Here is a 17,273-nt window from a genome sequence, read left to right as displayed (position 1 = left end):
TTTATGCAGAAAGGATAAGCATAGAAACGTGATAGATGCGGATTTATAGAAACCGAAATGTCAGTTTGGAAGATTACTTGTAAGCTTCATCTAGAATGATATATAGATAGTCTGCTAACTCGCCTTTAGAGAACATGGTTACTTCATAAACACCGCCGATATCGTTCCATACAAAAGCGGTGTCTGTATCTGTTGTTTCTTCAACATCTGTTGGCAGTCCAGCTAATTCAAGTGCCTTTGTTTTATCATCATCAAATAAAATCTCTTCATCTATTACAGAATAAACAAGACGAGCGGCTTTCCCTTCAACAAATGTAACAGCATACTTTTCGTTTTGGTAATAGTGAACAACAGCCGGAACAAAGTTTGACGTTCCAGAATAACGAAATTTAATTTTTTCAGTTCGTACGGGTTCACCCCACATACTGCTGACTTCTTTTTCCGAAAGGTTTGTCATTTCACTTGCAACAAATTGGTGATGGCTAGTTAAGTAATCTTTTGCTTCTTCAGACTGATTTTCGCTCGAAGCATCTTCTTCTGAAGTATTTTCTGCATCATTAGCTGCAGCAGTTTCTTCTGCTTCTTCATCACCTGAAGCGGCAGGCTGAGAAGATTCATTCTTATCATATTCTGCTTTCGTCTCAGCAGTTGCCTGATCTTTCGGTTTATCATCCTTAGAACAAGCTGAGATGGTTAAAAGCACAGCACATATTAATAGTATTATTTGTTTTTTCATTGTAGATCCCTCATTATGTATTTCGATTTTTTGGTTCTTTTCAAAAAGAATGTTACTTATGAGTTCTTTCTTCCACTTCATTGATAAGTTGATAGGAGTGGAAGGTGCGAGACTCCTGCGGGACCAGCGGGACAGGTTAGACTCCTAACGGCGCAAAGCGCCAAGGAGGCTCACCGCACGCCCCGCGGAAAGCGAAGCACCTGAAACGGAAATCAACACTTTCAAGAGCAACAAAGTTCAGCGAAAACAGCCTTTTTATAAAATAGACAACAATAATGTTAACAAAAGAAAAAGTAAATTGAAAATGAAAAGTTTGGCAGATTAATAAACATTTACGATTGGAGAATAGATGACATGTAAGTTGATCATAATCATAAAATAATGTTAACGAAGAAACTAAATGATGAAGACATAGCAATTATATCAGCTTATATCGAACAAAAACCATGGAAATATTTCATTTTGTTAACAAATCATCTACAATAATAGTAGACATTCACCAAAAGAGCGAAATGATGAAAGGCAGGTGTGGTGGAGGATGCAATATATTGTCTATGATTTAGAAATGACTAACCGTTTGTCTGAAATTATTGAGATTGGTGCAATTCGTATGAAGGTAATAAATGGAGAACTTATGCTTCTTGATACGTTTCAATCCTTTGTTCAGCCGAAGATGGATAAATTAAATACACGTATCACAAACCTAACAGGCATAACAAAAAAGGACTTAATTTCCGCTCCTTCTTACACTGAAGCCGTTGATAGCTTTCGAGCATGGATAGGCTTAGAAGACTATTATTTATGCTCCTGGGGACCTGAGGATAAATGGGCTTTCATAACAGATTCTACTTACCATCAGACAGATATTGAATGGATTATTAATCACAATGATCTGCAATTCCATTTCAGTATGATGCATGATAGTGAAAAAGGTTTTCGCTATGGATTATCACGTGCACTTCAAACATTGGACCTTTCCTATGTGGGAACTAAGCATCGCGCGTTAGATGACGCAATTAATACAGCTAAGATCCTTCAAAAGATTTTCAATAATGTAGAGTTTACAATGAATCCGGCTTCATATATGGAATCTAAACTCTTTGAACCTGAAAAACTAGTATATAAGACAAAAGCTGAAGAGGAAATCTCCCCGTTTGCTTCTTTATCAAAGTTATTTAACTAAAGTAATTACAACAATTTGCGTGAACTTGTAAAAAGTGTAAGTTGACAAAAGAATTAATTATAGGACTTTGTTCCTGAAAATACGACTGATTTCGACAAAAGGTATTAGGTATAATGGGTTAAAATCCATATAAAGTAAGATATGTCGTCATTTGACGAATTGTTTTTGTAGGAAAATGACCTTAGTTTCGATAATAATGATAGTGGGGGGTGTTTATTGGTGAACACTACATATTACATTACCAATAAAAATAATCAGTTGCTGGAGTTACTAAATACGATTGATTATTGCTTGAGTGATGCGCGGCTAGAAGAAGTGGATAAAATCATACGTCTTAAAGAAGAACTGTTAGCAAACGATGGAATACATATTACTCCGGAACAAATGAATAACATCATTTCTTTGTTACTATCATTTGTTCCTATGACTGTTAAAGAAGTAGGATGAAAATTTAATACGGCAACACCAAAGGGACCTCCGGCGAAGAGGTTCTTTTTTTATGTATACTTTTTACTTTTTCGAACACGACCTGTCGGCTTTGGGGGTTACTTCAATTTTTATGGTAAAAAAATTAACATTTTTATATACTTATAGTAGAAATTAGAATTTTTTGATAGTTTAACTTAATTATCGAGGAGACTAAAGTATGTTTCGGATAGAAGATCAAACAGAGATTAACACATTATTTAATGGATTTCTCGATATGATGTTTTTAATGAAAGTAGTGGATAAAGGAAAGAGATTTCAATATGCAGCAGCAAATGATTCAGCTCTTAAGTATGCAGGCATCAACAGAGATGTTATTGGCAAGTTTATGGATGAGGTACTTGATAGGGCGCTAGCAGAAGAACTGCAAGCGGTTTATGAACAAACCGTATTCTCAGAAGAATCGATTCAGTTTGAAACAGAAACTTTCCAAGATGGCATGCGCCAAACTGCCGTGACAAATTTAACTCCTATACATAATCAGCGTGGCGAGTGCACCCATTTATTAGCATCTGTTAAAGACATTACTGAAACAAAGATCATCGCAGAAAAATTAGAAAGATCTGAAGAACAATATCGTATTCTTTATGCAGAACAAAAAAATGCTGAATCTTTGCTTATCGGCCAAAAACTAATTTTGGAGATGATTGCGAAAGGAAGCAGCTTGCAGGATGTATTTAAAGCTATTTCTTTAAATTTCGAAGCAGCGATGCCGCAATCAGAAGTTTGCATTCACTTGGCTAATGAGCGGGATAAGAGACTTGAGTATGTATACTCAGCTAATCTGTCTGAATCATTCATTCAAGATATTCATCAGATTGAAATAAGTTCTGCTGAGGAGAGTTGCGGCAGAGCGGCGTTTACATACCAGCCAGTTATTTTAATGGACATAGAGAAGGAATTAAAAAATGATAAAAAGAAACGAATGGCTTTGCAGCATGGGGTAAGAGCCTGCTGGAGCAATCCGATTCTTTCATCTTCAAATCAGCTGCTTGGAATCTTAGCTGTATACTTTAATGCACCCTCTTCGCCTGATGAAAAAGATTGGGGAACAATGGAAGCGTTTACGCATCTCGCAGGTTTAGCGATTGAACAAAAGCAAAAAGAAGAGGCGCTTCGAAAAAGTGAAGCTAAATTCAGAGCAATGACTGAGAATGTAACTGACCTTATCGTTACACTTGATATGAGCGGAAAGGTCAAATATACATCGCCTTCTTACAAGCTTATTTTTGGAGCAGATGCCAATCTGGGGAACTCTTTTCTGACTTATACACATCCTGAAGATATTCCTGCAGTATCAGAAAAATTTAGAATTCTTTTAAAAGATAAAAAGCCGTCAGAAGTGCAGTTTCGTTACCTTCACGCTAGTGGGCATTACGTCACGATTGAAGCTAGAGCCATGCCAGTGCTGAAAGAATCAGGAGATATTGAGAACATTGTGGTCGTGGCGAGAGATATTACTGAAAGAAATAAGCACGAAGAACTCATAAAAAAAATGGCCTATCAGGACCAGCTTACAGGCTTGCCAAATAGAAGGTCATTTACAGAAGAATTTGAAGGTCATATACGCAGTGCTGAAAAAAAGAGCCAGCAGCTGGGAGTCCTGTTTTTAGACTTAGATCGTTTTAAATTTATTAATGATTCCCTCGGGCATTCCTTTGGAGACCTAGTCTTAAAAGAAGTTTCTTTAAGGCTATATCAGTTTACTAGAGGTTTTGGCAGAGTGTACCGCATGAGCGGAGATGAATTTACAATCATTCTTGAAGATATAAATAAAGAGAAGCTTAAGCAGAAAATGTCAGCACTTCTAGAAATATTTTCGGAACCTATTTTTATTAAGGACGAAATGATACATATTACAGCGAGTATTGGAGTATCTATATTTCCCTTAGATGGTCACGATCCGAAAGCTTTATTGAAGAATGCCGACCTTGCGATGTACAGGGCTAAGGAAGATGGTAAAAACACGTATCAATATTATAAAAGTACACTTGACAGCAACAGTTATGAAAGACTGCTTATGGAGAATGAACTGCACGGAGCAGTTGATAATAATGAACTGCTGCTTCATTACCAGCCAAGGTTTTCAATAGATCGAACATCTATCATTGCTATGGAAGCCTTAATTCGGTGGAATCATCCGAGATGGGGACTGATTTCTCCTGGGGAATTTATTCCCTTAGCTGAAGAAACAGGGCTGATTACTAAAATAGGAGCCTGGGTTATTCGCACTGCTTGCAGACAAACGAAAGAGTGGATGGATAGTGGATATCCCCCTGTAAGAATAGCGATAAATCTGTCTGCTAGGCAATTTTTACAAAGAGATCTTGTTGCATTCATTCAATCGGTTCTGAAGGAAACGGGTTTGCCTCCGGAATGTGTAGAGCTTGAGATTACTGAAAGTACATTAATGAAATATGAAGAAACTATACTTTACTCCATCGAGCAGCTAAAAAAAATGGGTGTGCATTTTGCGCTCGATGATTTCGGCACGGGGTATTCCTCAATGGGATATTTAAAGAAATTTCATATTGATACTTTAAAGATCGATCAATCCTTTATAAGAGGAATTGGTACGGAAACAGATGATTCTGCCATTGCAACTGCTATCATCACTTTGGCTCACGCATTAAAAATGAACGTGGTAGCTGAAGGTGTTGAAACGGAAGAACAATATACTTATTTAAAAGAGAAGAACTGCAATGAAATCCAAGGATACTATACATGCAGACCGATGGAAGCTGAAAAAATTGAGTTGTTGATGATGAAACATTTGAGTGGGGTAGAAGCAAACAAACCTATTACTGTATAAATAAAAAAGGGGCTTATTACAAAGCTCCTTTTTTTACGCTTTCTTTTCTTTTTCTGTTTTTTCTTTTAGTTCTTCCATTTCATCTGTAAATCTTTTTGTAAGAGAGTTTTTATTCCCGTATAGAAAAATCATATCTCCTTCTTGTATTTCAGTTGTATAACTATCTTTTCTTAAAGTAACATCACCGCGTTTAATGAATAGCACGAGCATATCATCTTCCATTTCAATAACGTTTTTTAATTTCTTGCCGATGACCGATGAGTTTTTATGGATTGGCAGTTCAATCACGACGTCATCTTCATCAAAATACATAACCTCACGCAGTGGCAAATCAGCTAGGTTATATTGTTTTTCAAGATGTCCCTCAAACGATTTTTCTAGATAACTTTTAAACTTCGGGGTAATAAGAATGAGATAAAGGCCTATGAGAACCAATGTAATTATGCCAAGTTCAATGGAACGGAATTCATCAGATAACATATTGCTGATCGAAGAAATGACTACAGCAAGAGAGAATACTCCAAAAAGAATGAGAAAAGTGCTCAGCCTTCTTCGGATTGGATGTTCTAAAATTAATTCTGATTCTCCAGTAGTAAATCCTGTCGCAGTAAACATAGAGATAACCTGAAAACGGGCAATTTCTTTTTTTAATCCTGTAAGTGTAAATAAAACAACATTAATTTCAATTACGACCGCAATAATTGTGAAATAGATTAAAGTAAACAATAGACCCACAAAGGCACCTCCGACTTATACTTTCTATCCTCTTATACCCTAAAAAATCTATATGTATTGATTTATTTTCCCTTTTTTCATAAAAAATTGCTGCTTCACATATAGTTTGGTACAGGAGGGGATGTAGATGACAGGCTTTCTTATTGCTCTATTACCCGCAGGACTATTATGCGGAGGAGTTGCTTTGCTCATACATTCATTTGTGAAAAAGGACACCTATCACTATGATAAAGATTACCTTTGGGAAGATGCACCGCAAACCTCAGAAGATTATCGTATTAAATAACACATTCATGACTTGATATTTTCCTCCATTATGGTAAAAAGTAATAAAACAATAATTAGAATTGAGGACGCAATGTGAGGAAAGTATCAAAAAAGTGGCTAATTGGAGGAGCAATACTTGCCATCCTTTTATTTGCTATTTTTCAAGCAGGAAAAACAGAAGGTTCTAATAAGATAAAGACAATAAAAATAGTCGCACTTGGTGATTCATTAACGTATGGCGTAGGGGACCCTTCAAAGACCGGATATATTGGCGTTGTACGTCAAAATATCCAGAAGCAAACCGGAAGAAATGTAATTGTAAATAATTTTGGAATTAGCGGACAACGATCAGATCAGCTGTTACGTCAATTGGACAATGGCGTCGTAATAAAAGCCCTCAAGCAGGCTGAATATGTGTTTGTATTTATAGGAACAAATGATTTTAGGCATGCTGCTGGCTGGAACTTCCGTCAGCTTCCGGAGCAGCCGCTATTGCTTGGAAAGGAAAAGCTTCAGAATAATTTAAGTAAAACACTTTCTGTTATTAGGGATAACAACTCTTTTGCACAAGTATATGTCTTAGGGTTATATAATCCCTATTTCGGTGAGGAGTATGACAAAAAAGCTCCTGAGAGTATACGATCGTGGAATGAAGCAATTATTGAAGCGAGTAAGGAAAGCACATTAACGAAATACATCTCTACGTATGAACTTTATGAAAATATTGATAAAGAAATGTATTTTGCTGATTCCTTGCATCCGAATCGAAGGGGTTATTATAAGATGGGGAACTGGGTATATAATCAGTGGAAACCATAAGAAAAAGCTGACCAAATCGGTCAGCTTTCTTCATACTATTTTTTAAATTGAGCATCTAATTTGCCATTCATGTCAATTAGGAATCCAATTTCGCGGCCTAATAACTCACCGAGTTCTTTAGCTTTTTTTTCACTTTCATTTTTTATCTGCTCAATCGTTAATTCACCTTTTAATTTGGAAGCACCAACGATAATGCTTAAATCACCTTTTTCATAAAATACGATCTTCATTTACAATACCTCCCTGAAAAATAGAACCTTTTACATAATTCGCTTACACGTTCTTGCTTATGGGGTAGAAAAGAAGTTTTGGAAAAACCTTCATGATAAAACATTTAAATGGAATAAATATGCATGTTCAGAAATCTTGACAAGTTTTTATGTATGTTGATAAGATTAAAGTACGTTAATATGATTCGCTGAATTCTTTTGTTCTATTCCGAACTAAAAAGAAGCGGGGGAACCACAACTATGGCACTAAAGCCTTGGGATGAATTTGTTAAAAGCAGAAGGGATAACTCTCAATTCCCTAATCCGACAGCTAACCTCGTAAGCGTTTTTGGAGAGAGAGCTTATATACATGGGCTAAGTCTATGTGTTGCAGTGTACCCCACGGAAAATTCCTCTCTACTTTTCGTGGGTTTTTATATGCAAACAAAAATTTAGGCATGTATTAGGACACACTCCTCATACTATAGTAACAATAGTAAGAATTTTCTAATAAAGGGGGATGCGTTTATGAAGTTATCAACAAAAATCTTGATTGCATTGGCACTTGGGGTTGTTGCGGGACTTATTCTCAACTTAGCCTTGCCTGATGCTTTCGCGACACTGGATAAGTATGTATTAAAACCAGTGGGAACATTATTCTTAAACCTTATTAAAATGCTCGTTGTACCTATTGTGTTCTTCTCAATCGTACTAGGTACCGCAGGTTTGGGTGATCCAAAAAAATTAGGACGTATCGGTGCAAAAACAATCGGTTTCTTCCTTGCAACTACAACAATCGCCATCATTATTGCTATGGCTTTAGCACTTATTTTTAAACCTGGCGTAGGTGACTTTGAAACCGAAGGAGCAAAATTTGAGGCTCAGGAAGCTCCGGCTGTAACAGATACATTGTTAGGAATTATTCCAACTAACCCTGTTCAAGCTATGGCTGACGGAAACATGCTTCAAATCATTGCATTCTCAGTATTTGTAGGATTCGCTTTAACGATGCTGGGAAGCAAGACAAAGGGTATTATGGATTTAATTGAGCAAGGTAATGATATAATGATGTACCTTGTTAATCTCGTAATGAAGTTCGCTCCATATGGTGCTTTTGCCTTAATTGCTTCAGCAATTGGAAGCCAGGGTATGGATGCAATTAAAGCGATGGGTCTTTATATGACTATTGTTATTGCAGCACTTGCGATTCATTCTATTGTCACATACGGTGGATCTGTTGCGCTATTAGGTAAAATGAACCCTATTGCCTTCTTTAAAGGGTTTGCACCAGCAATGTCTGTAGCATTCAGTACGTCGAGCTCAAATGCTACATTGCCGATCTCAATGAAAACAGCTCAAGAAAACCTGGGAGTTCGTAAGTCTGTAAGCGGTTTTGTTCAACCGCTTGGTGCTACGATCAACATGGATGGAACAGCAATAATGCAAGGGGTAGCAACGATCTTTATTGCACAAGTGTATGATGTGAACTTAAGCATCGGTGCAATGCTTACTGTTATCTTAACTGCAGTACTGGCAAGTATCGGTACAGCAGGTGTACCAGGGGTTGGACTTATCATGTTAGCGATGGTCCTAAACTCTGTAGGATTGCCTGTTGAAGGTATCGCATTAATTCTAGGTGTAGACCGTCTACTGGATATGCTTAGAACAGCTGTTAATATCACTGGAGATGCTGCTTGTGCAGTTATCGTTGACAAAGGTGAAGATAAGCATGTTGGGGAAAGAAAAGAAGAAGCGACTGCTTAATAATAGTCATTACGAGCCGCAGGAAATCCTGCGGCTTTTATTTATGCCTAAATCCCTAGTTTAGTTAAAATGAGTAAATAAATGTAAGCATAATCGGAACTTCATGTTAAAATAGATAAATACATAATGATGTTTCGGAGTGATATTTTTGGAAAAGTGGCTTGAATTAATTGTACTTGCTGGAAAAGTAATTTGGGTGCAGCTGCAAACAGTTCTTAATCCCGTTGTTGAGTTAATGGAAAGTGGTATGAATTCTTTTTGGTTCGTGTTTGCGTTAACTGTAATAACAGGTTACATCATCTTGGAGATGCTTTATAAAGCTATAACTTTTTATCAGGCTCATAATTTCATTCACCGTAAGATGGTAAAGGAACCTGTCCGTGATATTGAATTTAGCCTCTTTATAAAGACTCTTTGGCAAACAGACAGATCTAAGGGGTTAGTAGCAAATGCTAAAGCGGCTAAAAGCCGATATTTACAATTTAATTTACAAGAGAGACTTTTTATTCAGAATAATTTGCAGCAGCGAATGAGATTTCTTAGAAATAATCACCCCCTATTTTTATTGGCGGCACTTTTCGCGGGATTACTCTCGAGCATTGCAGCAAATGTGCTGCCTATCAACTCTGTTAGTTTTACCGGCGAAAGTGTTTTTAAAACTGTCTTATTCTTACTTGCTTGGCTTTTTATCATGCAATCAAAATATGTTTCCATGAAAAAGCAGACCTATTATCACCTTGCATGGATGCAAGAAACGAACAGGACTGCAGCTGTTGATTTAATCCAGGAGGATGCAGCTGTATCAATCAATGAAAGCAACCCTACGTATTAACGCGATACGTAAGGGTTGTTTTTTATCCAAAAACGATAAGGAAAATGTACTGCTTCTTCCGCGTATTGAATGCCTATCCTTGGTCCAGACTCTATTTCATGTGACTGAATCTCCATTTTTTCTTTAATGCTTATTCCGCCCATGTTCATTTTTTGACCTGAATGCTCTAGCGAAAATCCCATACTTTTTGAAAGCTTTCCAGGACCATTTGTGAGCTGTACCTCTTTTTTTACTTTACCTCTTCTTTCTTTCATGATTTCTATTCCTTTAACAGGCTGAATAGCTCTTATTAAAATTGCTTCAGGTTTATCTACCGGACCTGACACGATATTGAAGCAAACATGCATGCCGTATATGAAATAAGTATAAATTGTTCCTGCTTCATGAAACATGACTTCCGTTCTGGGGGTTCTCCGGTTTCCAAAAGAATGGGCCGCACGGTCTTCGGGGCCTAAATATGCTTCTGTTTCGACAATTATGCCAGAAGTTAATTCATGTTGATTTTTATGGATAAGTTCCATCCCAAGAAGTCTTTTTGCAAGTTCTAATGTTGGCAGATTCCATAAATTCATTTTTTTCTCCTATTATGTATGACATAACAATGAAAATAGTAAAATAACTTATAAATTTTGTAGTATTATGTTACCTTTTGTCGGAGTTTTACAAACGTAAAAAAAAGGAAATCATAAGTTTAGAAAGAAGTTTTTATAAAGCAAATAAATAGGAGGCGTTTAATGTGGATGGTTGGGTTAATGAAACAGGAATTTATGAGAATCTCTCCAAAAGACGCTGGGAATACTGGGAAGTGAGCCAGCACGGAGTAAAAACAATGGTTTCATGGCTTTGCTGGAATGCGCCTAATTCTGTTTATGAACAATGGAGTAAATCTGTCTTACATTAAACAAAGTAATTTTTAAAGTTCCTTTCTTATGGAAGGAACTTTTTTATTTCTCTTGAATGCTTGAGTCTTCTTTAATGTGGTTAAAATGGTTAACAAAAAGGAGATTGAGGAATGAATCATAATAAGGGTCAATTGAGGAGAGCTGTAGAAGGAAGAAAACAGCGTTTGATTCAGCATCTTATTCATAAAGGGTTGTACGGCTACGAAGATCATAGACACTTAACAGAATTTACATTAACAGAGTTAGAATCAGAGTGGAAAAATGCTCAGCTTTTAGGAAGAGAAGATCATATCAGTTAAATATTTTTTAAATATTTAAAAAATAGGTACTTCTTTACTTTGTTTTTGGTATAATAATCCTATGGGTAGGGAAAAGGATTTATTTTTACGACAAAATAACAGAAGAAATACCATAAATCGTTTGATAAAGGCAAATTCACTGAAAAGTGGGGACGCAAAGCTAAAGGGGCTTCATTTGTTAACAATATGCCAGCCAGCTACCTTACGAACATTATCCTTCGATTTATGAAGTAAAAGAAGGAGGATATGTATATGGAAAATCAAATTTTGTTCTTATCCTGGTCTGTGATCGGTTATTATTTAGCTATATTCTTTTGTTTTGGATTGCTTCTGTATTTTACAGCGACCATGGTTAAAAAAGATACAAGGATTATTGATTATTTTACTAATGTACTGATAATTATAGGTGCTATTGCTTGGGTGGTTATTACGAGTTAGTATTAGATTAGAAATTTCCAAATTTTTAGTAAGGATATACTGGAAAGCCCCGCGTTATAATGGATTCATACATGGAAGGGGGCTAAAACATTGAAATATAAAGAAAAACTTAATTTATCTGATGAAGATAAGGAACTACTAGTTGAAGCGTTACTTAGCCAAGGTTATGCATATGAGGTTGTAGATTCTGAATTAAAAGATCTTGAATATGAGCTGAAACCTGGTTATGAATCTAAAATGAGAAAATTGAACGTATTATTAAAAAAATTACATAGTTAAAAAATAAAGCAAAAGACCTTTTGGATCTTTTGCTTTTTACTATTTTTATATTAAGTATCAAGTAATCCTTTTCTTCTAGCTTCCATCCGCCATTCAGCTTCTTTGACTAATCTTCTAGGGAGTTTTCCTCTATTTTTCAAGAAAGACCAATATGTTAAATACTGTGGCGGTCTTGAAACAGGAGACACATTCCTCGCATATTCCCACCAAGAGATTTCATTTGCTTCTAGACGTATAAGAAAAAGATCGTCACCTTTTACCATAAAACTCACTCCTGTCTTGCCTTTCATTACCCATAGTATGGACCGATTTCATAAAAATAACCGAAAAAAATCATGGCACTTCAGTTTATGCAAAAAGGTGCAATATGATTAGGACAAAAAGTAATTTTTTAGTTAGGCAGGATTTAAGTTATGCAGCTTGAATCTTTAAAATACATAAAGGATGGAAGAACGTGCTGTGAAAAAAGAGGAGGTGGTCCAGTTGGAGCAGGTACTCATGTTTTCATCGCTTCTGGCCCCATTAGTTACTGCACTTATGGAGCTGTTAAAACGTACTTTCCCGATTCCTAAGAAATATATCCCTATTACCAGCTTTTTTGTAGGTTTAATAGTTGGAATTCTTGCTTCTCCTTTTACCGATATGGATGTTGAGCTAAGACTATGGTCTGGAGGAATAGCAGGTTTGGCAGCAACTGGATTGTATGAAATAGGGAAGAGAAGTAAAAAATCAAAAAGAACATGCTAAGACATACAAGTATTTATACAAAATGTTTAGAATTTGTAAGGCAGTGAATAGATTATAGTAAGAAAACAATGACGGGTGGTGGATCTCGTGAAGGCTTTTATAGCACTATGTTTTGCTGTTATGTTGTCCTTTCTGTTTGTCCCTAACATCCCAGACCAAATTCAAGAGAATTCCAATGTGAAAGATAAAGCGATCTCACAGCCGGTAAATGCTGAAGAGAAAAAGACGGGCGAGAAAAAAATTCCTGAATTCAATGAGGAACTTGCAAAGAAAAATGCAAACCTTTTCATGGAAGCTCTTAAGCAGGAAACAGATGAAAATTTTAAAGTAATAAACTATTCTTCAAAAGATGAACTTATAACTTATTTAACAAACTATGTTTCTGAAGATATTGCTGCATACTATACAGATGGTTTATTTGAAGAAAAGGAAAGTTCTTTGTACATTATTCCGACTGAATTACCCCCTTGGCTAGAAGAAGAGGAGCCGGTAAATATTAAGCAGCTTTCTGATACATCTTACCGCGTATATCAAAAGAACAGTTCTGATCTTTACGGTATTTATGAAATTACTCTAGGATATGAATATATTGATGGCAAATGGATCATTACATTTGCTTCAGTGGATTAAGCATGGGGCTACCCATGTTTTTTCACGATTAGAACAAACATTTAAATGTACGATTAAAACAAATGGACTTTAAATGTTGTGAACTTTACAATAGAGGAAATAGTCGAGATGGAGTAGTGCGATGGATATTATTACATTTAAAGATTTCTATAACAACACCGTACAATTGTCGTTTTCTGACCACCCATTTTCTGATACTCCAATGCATGTGTGGTGTATTTGTAAATTCAAGGACCAATGGTTATTAACCGAACATCCAAGGCGAGGTATAGAATTTCCCGGTGGGAAAGTAGAGCCTGGTGAAACGGCAGATGAAGCCGCAATCCGAGAAGTCTATGAAGAAACAGGCGGCAGAGTTTCTGAATTGAAATATATAGGCCAGTATTACGTAGACGGAAAAGGCGGAAAAATCATAAAAAATATTTATGTGGCTAACGTAGATAAAATCTTATTGAAACATCGTTATTTTGAAACAAATGGTCCAGTCCTAATGAGTCACCTGCCTGAAGATGTAGCAACCAATAAGATCTTTAGTTTTATGATGAAAGACCAGGTATTGTCAGAAAGCATGAAGTATGCTCTCGAACATTCCCTGGTCTGATCAGAGTTTATGAATGGTGTTTTATAAGTTTACTCTCAAGGTATTCGACTCCTTGATACATTAAGGTAGCCATTACAGCAATGATTAAAAGGCTCATCAAAACAAGTGTGAAATTAAACACCTGGAAACCGTAAATAATCATGTAGCCTAACCCTTGTTTTGAAACAAGAAACTCGCCGACAATAACTCCTACCCATGATAAACCGACGTTTACTTTCAGGGACGAAATAATACTTGGGAAACATGCGGGAAGGATAACCTCTTTAAAACATTGTTTTTTATCCCCGCCGAATGAACGGACTACTTTCACATAGTTTTCATCAACGTTTTGAAAAGCAGTATACACGACAAGTGTTGTTATAATAACCGAGATGAGAACTCCCATTGCTATAATTGATCCAAAATTAGGTCCGATCGCCACTATCAGTATAGGACCTAAGGCAACTTTCGGCATAGCATTAAGAACAACCAGATATGGATCTAATACTTTTGATAAAAAAGGTGACCACCATAGTAATGCTGCTAATAAGGTACCGAAAAGAGTTCCAAGAATAAATCCAAGAACGGTCTCGCCAAGTGTAAATGCAACATGGATATAAAGGGATCCATCACTTGCCTTCTCAAGAAACAAAGACCAGATTTTAGATGGAGAACTAAAAAGCAATGGATTGATCCAACCTTGAATTGAAGAGATTTCCCACATTGAAAAAAAACTTAGAAAAATGAGCAGCTGGACAATCCGGATGTTTCGTTTTTCTTTTTTTATGGCTAAAAGAAACTCAAGATGTTTCTTGTTCGTGATCATTTTGCTCAATGTGCTCCAACTCCTCCCATATTTGCTGAAATGTTGCTGAAAAATCAGAGTGTTGTCTCGCTTCGAATGGCAGGAGGCTTTTGAGCGTTTTTGGAATTTTAAACGTGCGGAAAATACGGCCGGGATTGCTTGATAACAATATGACATTATCACTCATAGCAATTGCTTCGCCAATATCATGGGTAACAAGAATAGCCGTCTTACCGTGTTCTTTTAGAGTAGAAGATACTAAGTCTTCCAGCTTCAGTTTTGTTTGGTAATCTAAAGCTGAGAAGGGCTCATCAAGTAAAAGCATCTTGGGCTGGGTTGCTAAAGTTCGAACAAGTGCTACCCTTTGCCTCATTCCACCTGATAGTTCTGAAGGGTATTTGCTTTTTGTATGTTCCAGTCCGATTTCTTTTAATAAACGAAAAGCTCCTTGAATGTGTTCATCTGTATTTTGATTTCTTAGCTTTAAGCCAAGCGTAATATTGTCTTCAATTGTCTTCCATGGAAAAAGATAATCTTGCTGAAGCATATAGCCAATCTTTGGGTGCGGATGATTGACTGGCTTATTGTTCACCATAACCGATCCAGCTGTTGGAATTAAAAGCCCTGCAATAATAGACAGCAAGGTGGATTTTCCGCACCCGCTCGGACCGAGAATGGAAGTGAACTCTCCTTCATTTATTGAAAGTGAAATATCTTCTAAGGCCGTTGTGGCGGATGTTCTTGAAAAGTAAGTTTGACCGACTGATTTTAGCTGCAAAAAAGCCACGACGATTCCTCCTGTACTTTATTTAATAGCTCTCTTCGCTAACGTTGTATCAACAAGAACATCATATTCGATCTTTTTTGGAAGTTCTCCGGCTTCATCCATTATGGTTTGCAGGTTGTTCCACTCTTCTTCATCCAATATTGGATTTAATGCAAAGCTATGCTGGCTCTTATAACGATCGACTACAGTTTCAATTAATTCGACAGGGGTATCTTCAAAATATGGTGCGATGACTTCAGCAATTTCAGCAGCTGAATGGTTTTCTACCCATAACTGTGCTTTGTATAAGCCTTTTGTGAATTTCTCAAGAGTATCTTTGTTTTCTTTCATGTAACTTTCTTTTGCCATGAATGTCGTGTAAGGGATTTTCCCTGATTCTGCTCCAAAAGAAGCTACGATGTGACCTATACCTTCTTGTTCAAAAAGACTAGCTTGAGGTTCAAACAATTGAACATAATCACCAGTACCAGACGCGAACGCATTAGCAATATTGGCAAAATCGATGTTTTGTATCATTGTCAGATCGTTTTTAGGATCAATCCCGTGTTTCTTAAGGCCAAATTCACCAGCCATTTGAGGCATACCGCCTTTACGCTGACCTAAGAATGTACTGCCTTTTAATTGTTCCCATGAAAAGAAGCCGGGCTTATTGCGTGCTACTAAAAAAGTTCCATCCGTTTGCGTAAGCTGTGCGAAGTTGATTACAGGGTCTGTAGATTCTTGCGCGTGAACATAGATGGTTGTTTCTGAACCTACGAGTGCAACGTCGGCACCGTCTGACAGTAAAGCAGTCATTGTTTTATCTCCGCCCCAAGTTGTTGTTAATTCAACGTTAATTCCTTCATCTTCAAAAAAACCTTTTTCAATGGCTACATATTGAGGGGCGTAAAAAATAGAGCGGGTAACCTCTGCTATACGGACTTTTTCTTGTTTAGAACTGGAAGTGCTGCAGCCAGCCAGAAGCAAGGAAAAGGCAAGCAGGAAAGTAAAAATTAAAGTGAATTTTCTTTTTATATTTTTCATTGCAATCCTCCTGCACAAATAGGGATGAAGTCATGACTTTTATGTAATAATGTATGTGATTACTGAAAATGTGTGTTTGCCCAACAAATAAACAAGGAGTGTCGGAATGAAACGAGCAAAAATCATAGAATGGCAGCGATTTCCTTCTCCACATCCAACCATTAAGCTTTATGTTGTTACATACTTAAATGACGGTTTGAGAATAAAAGGTCTCGCTGCTCTGCCGGAAGGGGAAGGTCCTTTTCCGGGATTTCTTTATTTAAGAGGCGGTATTAAGTCAGTTGGCATGGTTCGTATCGCAAGGATTATCCAATTCGCATCACAAGGATTTGCAGTAATGGCTCCCTATTACAGAGGAAACCTAGGTGGGGAGGGAAACGAAGATTTTGCTGGTAAGGACAGGACAGATGCCTTTGCTGCATTTGAAGTATTAAAACAGTTTCCAAAAGTTGATGAAGATGAAATTCATGTGTTTGGTTTTTCTAGAGGCGGACCTATGGCACTGTTTACTGCAATGAAGTACCCTGAGATCAAATCTGTAGTTACTTGGGGCGGTGTAACAGATATGGCTGTCACTTATGAGGAAAGAGAAGACTTGCGCCGGATGATGAAAAGGGTAATCGGCGGCACACCAGAAAAGTATCCTGAAGAATACGAATGGCGGTCACCCTTGTATTACTGTAGTGAATTGCAAGCACCTTTATTGTGTATTCACGGAATGAAAGATGAAAATGTGAGTGTACAGCACACTCTTAAGATTGAAAAAAGGTTAGAAGAACTCGGGAAGCCATGTGAAACTTGGATCTATCCTGAATATACGCATTACTTTCCCCCAAAGGAAAATAGAAAAATTACATATGCGTTATGTGAATGGATGAAAGAGCATGGAAAGGGGCTGTCCCAAAAGTAAGATAAACTTACTTTTGGCAGCCCCGATTTT

Annotated in this window: 23 protein-coding genes and 2 riboswitches; of the genes, 15 read left to right on the top strand and 8 right to left on the bottom strand. The window is 36.9% G+C overall.

The genetic code is table 11. The annotated features are described in order from the left end of the window. Positions 1-73 precede the first annotated feature (73 nt). Positions 74-736: a hypothetical protein gene (locus tag UN64_RS01985; protein WP_139342998.1), complete on the bottom strand. Its 663-nt coding sequence runs from the start codon at positions 734-736 to the stop codon at positions 74-76. Between the two features lie 538 nt (positions 737-1,274). On the opposite strand from UN64_RS01985, the gene UN64_RS01980 reads away from it, so the two are divergent. The 3 genes from UN64_RS01980 to UN64_RS01970 all read left to right on the top strand — a co-directional run bounded on the left by UN64_RS01980 (position 1,275) and on the right by UN64_RS01970 (position 5,217). Then, positions 1,275-1,919, top strand: coding sequence for a 3'-5' exonuclease (locus tag UN64_RS01980; protein WP_077359420.1), 645 nt, complete (start codon positions 1,275-1,277; stop codon positions 1,917-1,919). A 216-nt stretch (positions 1,920-2,135) separates the two neighbouring features. Then, a complete protein-coding gene (locus UN64_RS01975; protein ID WP_077359419.1) occupies positions 2,136-2,366 on the top strand; it encodes a hypothetical protein in 231 nt (76 codons plus the stop codon). A gap of 199 nt (positions 2,367-2,565) precedes the next feature. Beyond that, the gene (locus tag UN64_RS01970; RefSeq protein WP_077359418.1) at positions 2,566-5,217 is read left to right on the top strand and encodes a sensor domain-containing phosphodiesterase; all 2,652 of its coding nucleotides are present in this window, start codon (positions 2,566-2,568) and stop codon (positions 5,215-5,217) included. Positions 5,218-5,250: 33 nt separating this feature from the next. Here the strand turns inward: UN64_RS01970 and UN64_RS01965 are convergent, their stop codons facing one another. Further along, positions 5,251-5,952 carry a TrkA C-terminal domain-containing protein gene (locus UN64_RS01965; protein ID WP_077359417.1) on the bottom strand — a complete coding sequence of 234 codons (702 nt, stop codon included), beginning with the start codon at positions 5,950-5,952 and terminating at the stop codon, positions 5,251-5,253. 127 nt (positions 5,953-6,079) lie between these two features. Between UN64_RS01965 and UN64_RS20730 the strand changes: the two genes are divergently transcribed. Next, positions 6,080-6,238, top strand: a complete 159-nt coding sequence (locus tag UN64_RS20730) for a hypothetical protein (RefSeq protein WP_171978772.1) — start codon at positions 6,080-6,082, stop codon at positions 6,236-6,238. Positions 6,239-6,312: 74 nt separating this feature from the next. Beyond that, positions 6,313-7,038, top strand: coding sequence for a GDSL-type esterase/lipase family protein (locus UN64_RS01960; protein WP_077359416.1), 726 nt, complete (start codon positions 6,313-6,315; stop codon positions 7,036-7,038). A gap of 35 nt (positions 7,039-7,073) precedes the next feature. On the opposite strand, the gene UN64_RS01955 is transcribed toward UN64_RS01960, so the two are convergent. Further along, positions 7,074-7,268, bottom strand: coding sequence for a hypothetical protein (locus UN64_RS01955; protein WP_077359415.1), 195 nt, complete (start codon positions 7,266-7,268; stop codon positions 7,074-7,076). A 176-nt stretch (positions 7,269-7,444) separates the two neighbouring features. Next, positions 7,445-7,608: riboswitch (cyclic di-AMP (ydaO/yuaA leader) on the top strand. 167 nt (positions 7,609-7,775) lie between these two features. Here UN64_RS01955 and UN64_RS01945 point away from each other — a divergent pair. Together UN64_RS01945 and UN64_RS01940 are read left to right on the top strand one after the other, a co-directional pair. Next, the gene (locus UN64_RS01945; RefSeq protein WP_077359413.1) at positions 7,776-9,011 is read left to right on the top strand and encodes a dicarboxylate/amino acid:cation symporter; all 1,236 of its coding nucleotides are present in this window, start codon (positions 7,776-7,778) and stop codon (positions 9,009-9,011) included. 148 nt (positions 9,012-9,159) lie between these two features. Continuing rightward, the gene (locus UN64_RS01940) at positions 9,160-9,843 is read left to right on the top strand and encodes a hypothetical protein (RefSeq protein WP_077359412.1); all 684 of its coding nucleotides are present in this window, start codon (positions 9,160-9,162) and stop codon (positions 9,841-9,843) included. Here UN64_RS01940 and UN64_RS01935 read toward each other — a convergent pair. Further along, the gene (locus UN64_RS01935; RefSeq protein ID WP_077359411.1) at positions 9,840-10,415 is read right to left on the bottom strand and encodes a DNA-3-methyladenine glycosylase; all 576 of its coding nucleotides are present in this window, start codon (positions 10,413-10,415) and stop codon (positions 9,840-9,842) included. The two genes, UN64_RS01940 and UN64_RS01935, sit on opposite strands and share 4 nt — an antisense overlap. Positions 10,416-10,579: 164 nt before the next feature. Between UN64_RS01935 and UN64_RS20725 the strand changes: the two genes are divergently transcribed. The 4 genes from UN64_RS20725 to abbA all read left to right on the top strand — a co-directional run bounded on the left by UN64_RS20725 (position 10,580) and on the right by abbA (position 11,761). Next, complete coding sequence (locus UN64_RS20725) at positions 10,580-10,744, top strand: hypothetical protein (RefSeq protein ID WP_171978771.1); 165 nt, start codon at positions 10,580-10,582, stop codon at positions 10,742-10,744. A 111-nt stretch (positions 10,745-10,855) separates the two neighbouring features. Continuing rightward, positions 10,856-11,044, top strand: a complete 189-nt coding sequence (locus tag UN64_RS01930) for a Fur-regulated basic protein FbpA (RefSeq protein WP_066291913.1) — start codon at positions 10,856-10,858, stop codon at positions 11,042-11,044. A 119-nt stretch (positions 11,045-11,163) separates the two neighbouring features. Then, a riboswitch (cyclic di-GMP riboswitch) is annotated at positions 11,164-11,249 on the top strand. A gap of 47 nt (positions 11,250-11,296) precedes the next feature. After that, entirely contained in the window at positions 11,297-11,482 is a 186-nt protein-coding gene (locus UN64_RS01925) for a hypothetical protein (RefSeq protein ID WP_077359410.1), read from the top strand. 90 nt (positions 11,483-11,572) lie between these two features. After that, entirely contained in the window at positions 11,573-11,761 is a 189-nt protein-coding gene (gene abbA, locus UN64_RS01920; protein WP_077359409.1) for an antirepressor AbbA, read from the top strand. A gap of 50 nt (positions 11,762-11,811) precedes the next feature. On the opposite strand, the gene UN64_RS01915 is transcribed toward abbA, so the two are convergent. Continuing rightward, positions 11,812-12,024: a hypothetical protein gene (locus tag UN64_RS01915; RefSeq protein ID WP_066291901.1), complete on the bottom strand. Its 213-nt coding sequence runs from the start codon at positions 12,022-12,024 to the stop codon at positions 11,812-11,814. Between the two features lie 220 nt (positions 12,025-12,244). On the opposite strand from UN64_RS01915, the gene UN64_RS01910 reads away from it, so the two are divergent. The 3 genes from UN64_RS01910 to ytkD all read left to right on the top strand — a co-directional run bounded on the left by UN64_RS01910 (position 12,245) and on the right by ytkD (position 13,739). Further along, entirely contained in the window at positions 12,245-12,508 is a 264-nt protein-coding gene (locus tag UN64_RS01910) for a holin (RefSeq protein WP_077359408.1), read from the top strand. Between the two features lie 87 nt (positions 12,509-12,595). After that, positions 12,596-13,138 (top strand): hypothetical protein, encoded by a 543-nt coding sequence (locus tag UN64_RS01905; RefSeq protein WP_077359407.1) that lies wholly within the window; start codon positions 12,596-12,598, stop codon positions 13,136-13,138. Between the two features lie 121 nt (positions 13,139-13,259). Further along, positions 13,260-13,739, top strand: a complete 480-nt coding sequence (gene ytkD / locus UN64_RS01900) for an RNA deprotection pyrophosphohydrolase (protein ID WP_077359406.1) — start codon at positions 13,260-13,262, stop codon at positions 13,737-13,739. A gap of 7 nt (positions 13,740-13,746) precedes the next feature. On the opposite strand, the gene UN64_RS01895 is transcribed toward ytkD, so the two are convergent. Genes UN64_RS01895 through UN64_RS01885 form a run of 3 tightly spaced genes read right to left on the bottom strand, consistent with a single transcriptional unit; the run spans position 13,747 to position 16,333 of the window. Further along, the gene (locus tag UN64_RS01895) at positions 13,747-14,544 is read right to left on the bottom strand and encodes an ABC transporter permease (RefSeq protein ID WP_077361081.1); all 798 of its coding nucleotides are present in this window, start codon (positions 14,542-14,544) and stop codon (positions 13,747-13,749) included. After that, positions 14,519-15,310, bottom strand: a complete 792-nt coding sequence (locus tag UN64_RS01890; RefSeq protein WP_077359405.1) for an ABC transporter ATP-binding protein — start codon at positions 15,308-15,310, stop codon at positions 14,519-14,521. The genes UN64_RS01895 and UN64_RS01890 overlap by 26 nt, the downstream gene beginning before the upstream one ends. A gap of 18 nt (positions 15,311-15,328) precedes the next feature. Further along, entirely contained in the window at positions 15,329-16,333 is a 1,005-nt protein-coding gene (locus UN64_RS01885; protein ID WP_077359404.1) for an ABC transporter substrate-binding protein, read from the bottom strand. A 106-nt stretch (positions 16,334-16,439) separates the two neighbouring features. Between UN64_RS01885 and UN64_RS01880 the strand changes: the two genes are divergently transcribed. After that, the gene (locus UN64_RS01880; protein WP_077359403.1) at positions 16,440-17,243 is read left to right on the top strand and encodes an alpha/beta hydrolase family protein; all 804 of its coding nucleotides are present in this window, start codon (positions 16,440-16,442) and stop codon (positions 17,241-17,243) included. The last annotated feature ends 30 nt before the right edge of the window (positions 17,244-17,273 follow it).

The organism is Fictibacillus arsenicus, from assembly GCF_001999465.1.
In the GTDB taxonomy this organism is placed as follows: Bacteria; Bacillota; Bacilli; order Bacillales; family Fictibacillaceae; genus Fictibacillus; species Fictibacillus arsenicus.
The sequence above is the reverse complement of the archived record's forward strand: the minus strand, read 5'-3'. Positions and strand labels throughout refer to the sequence as shown.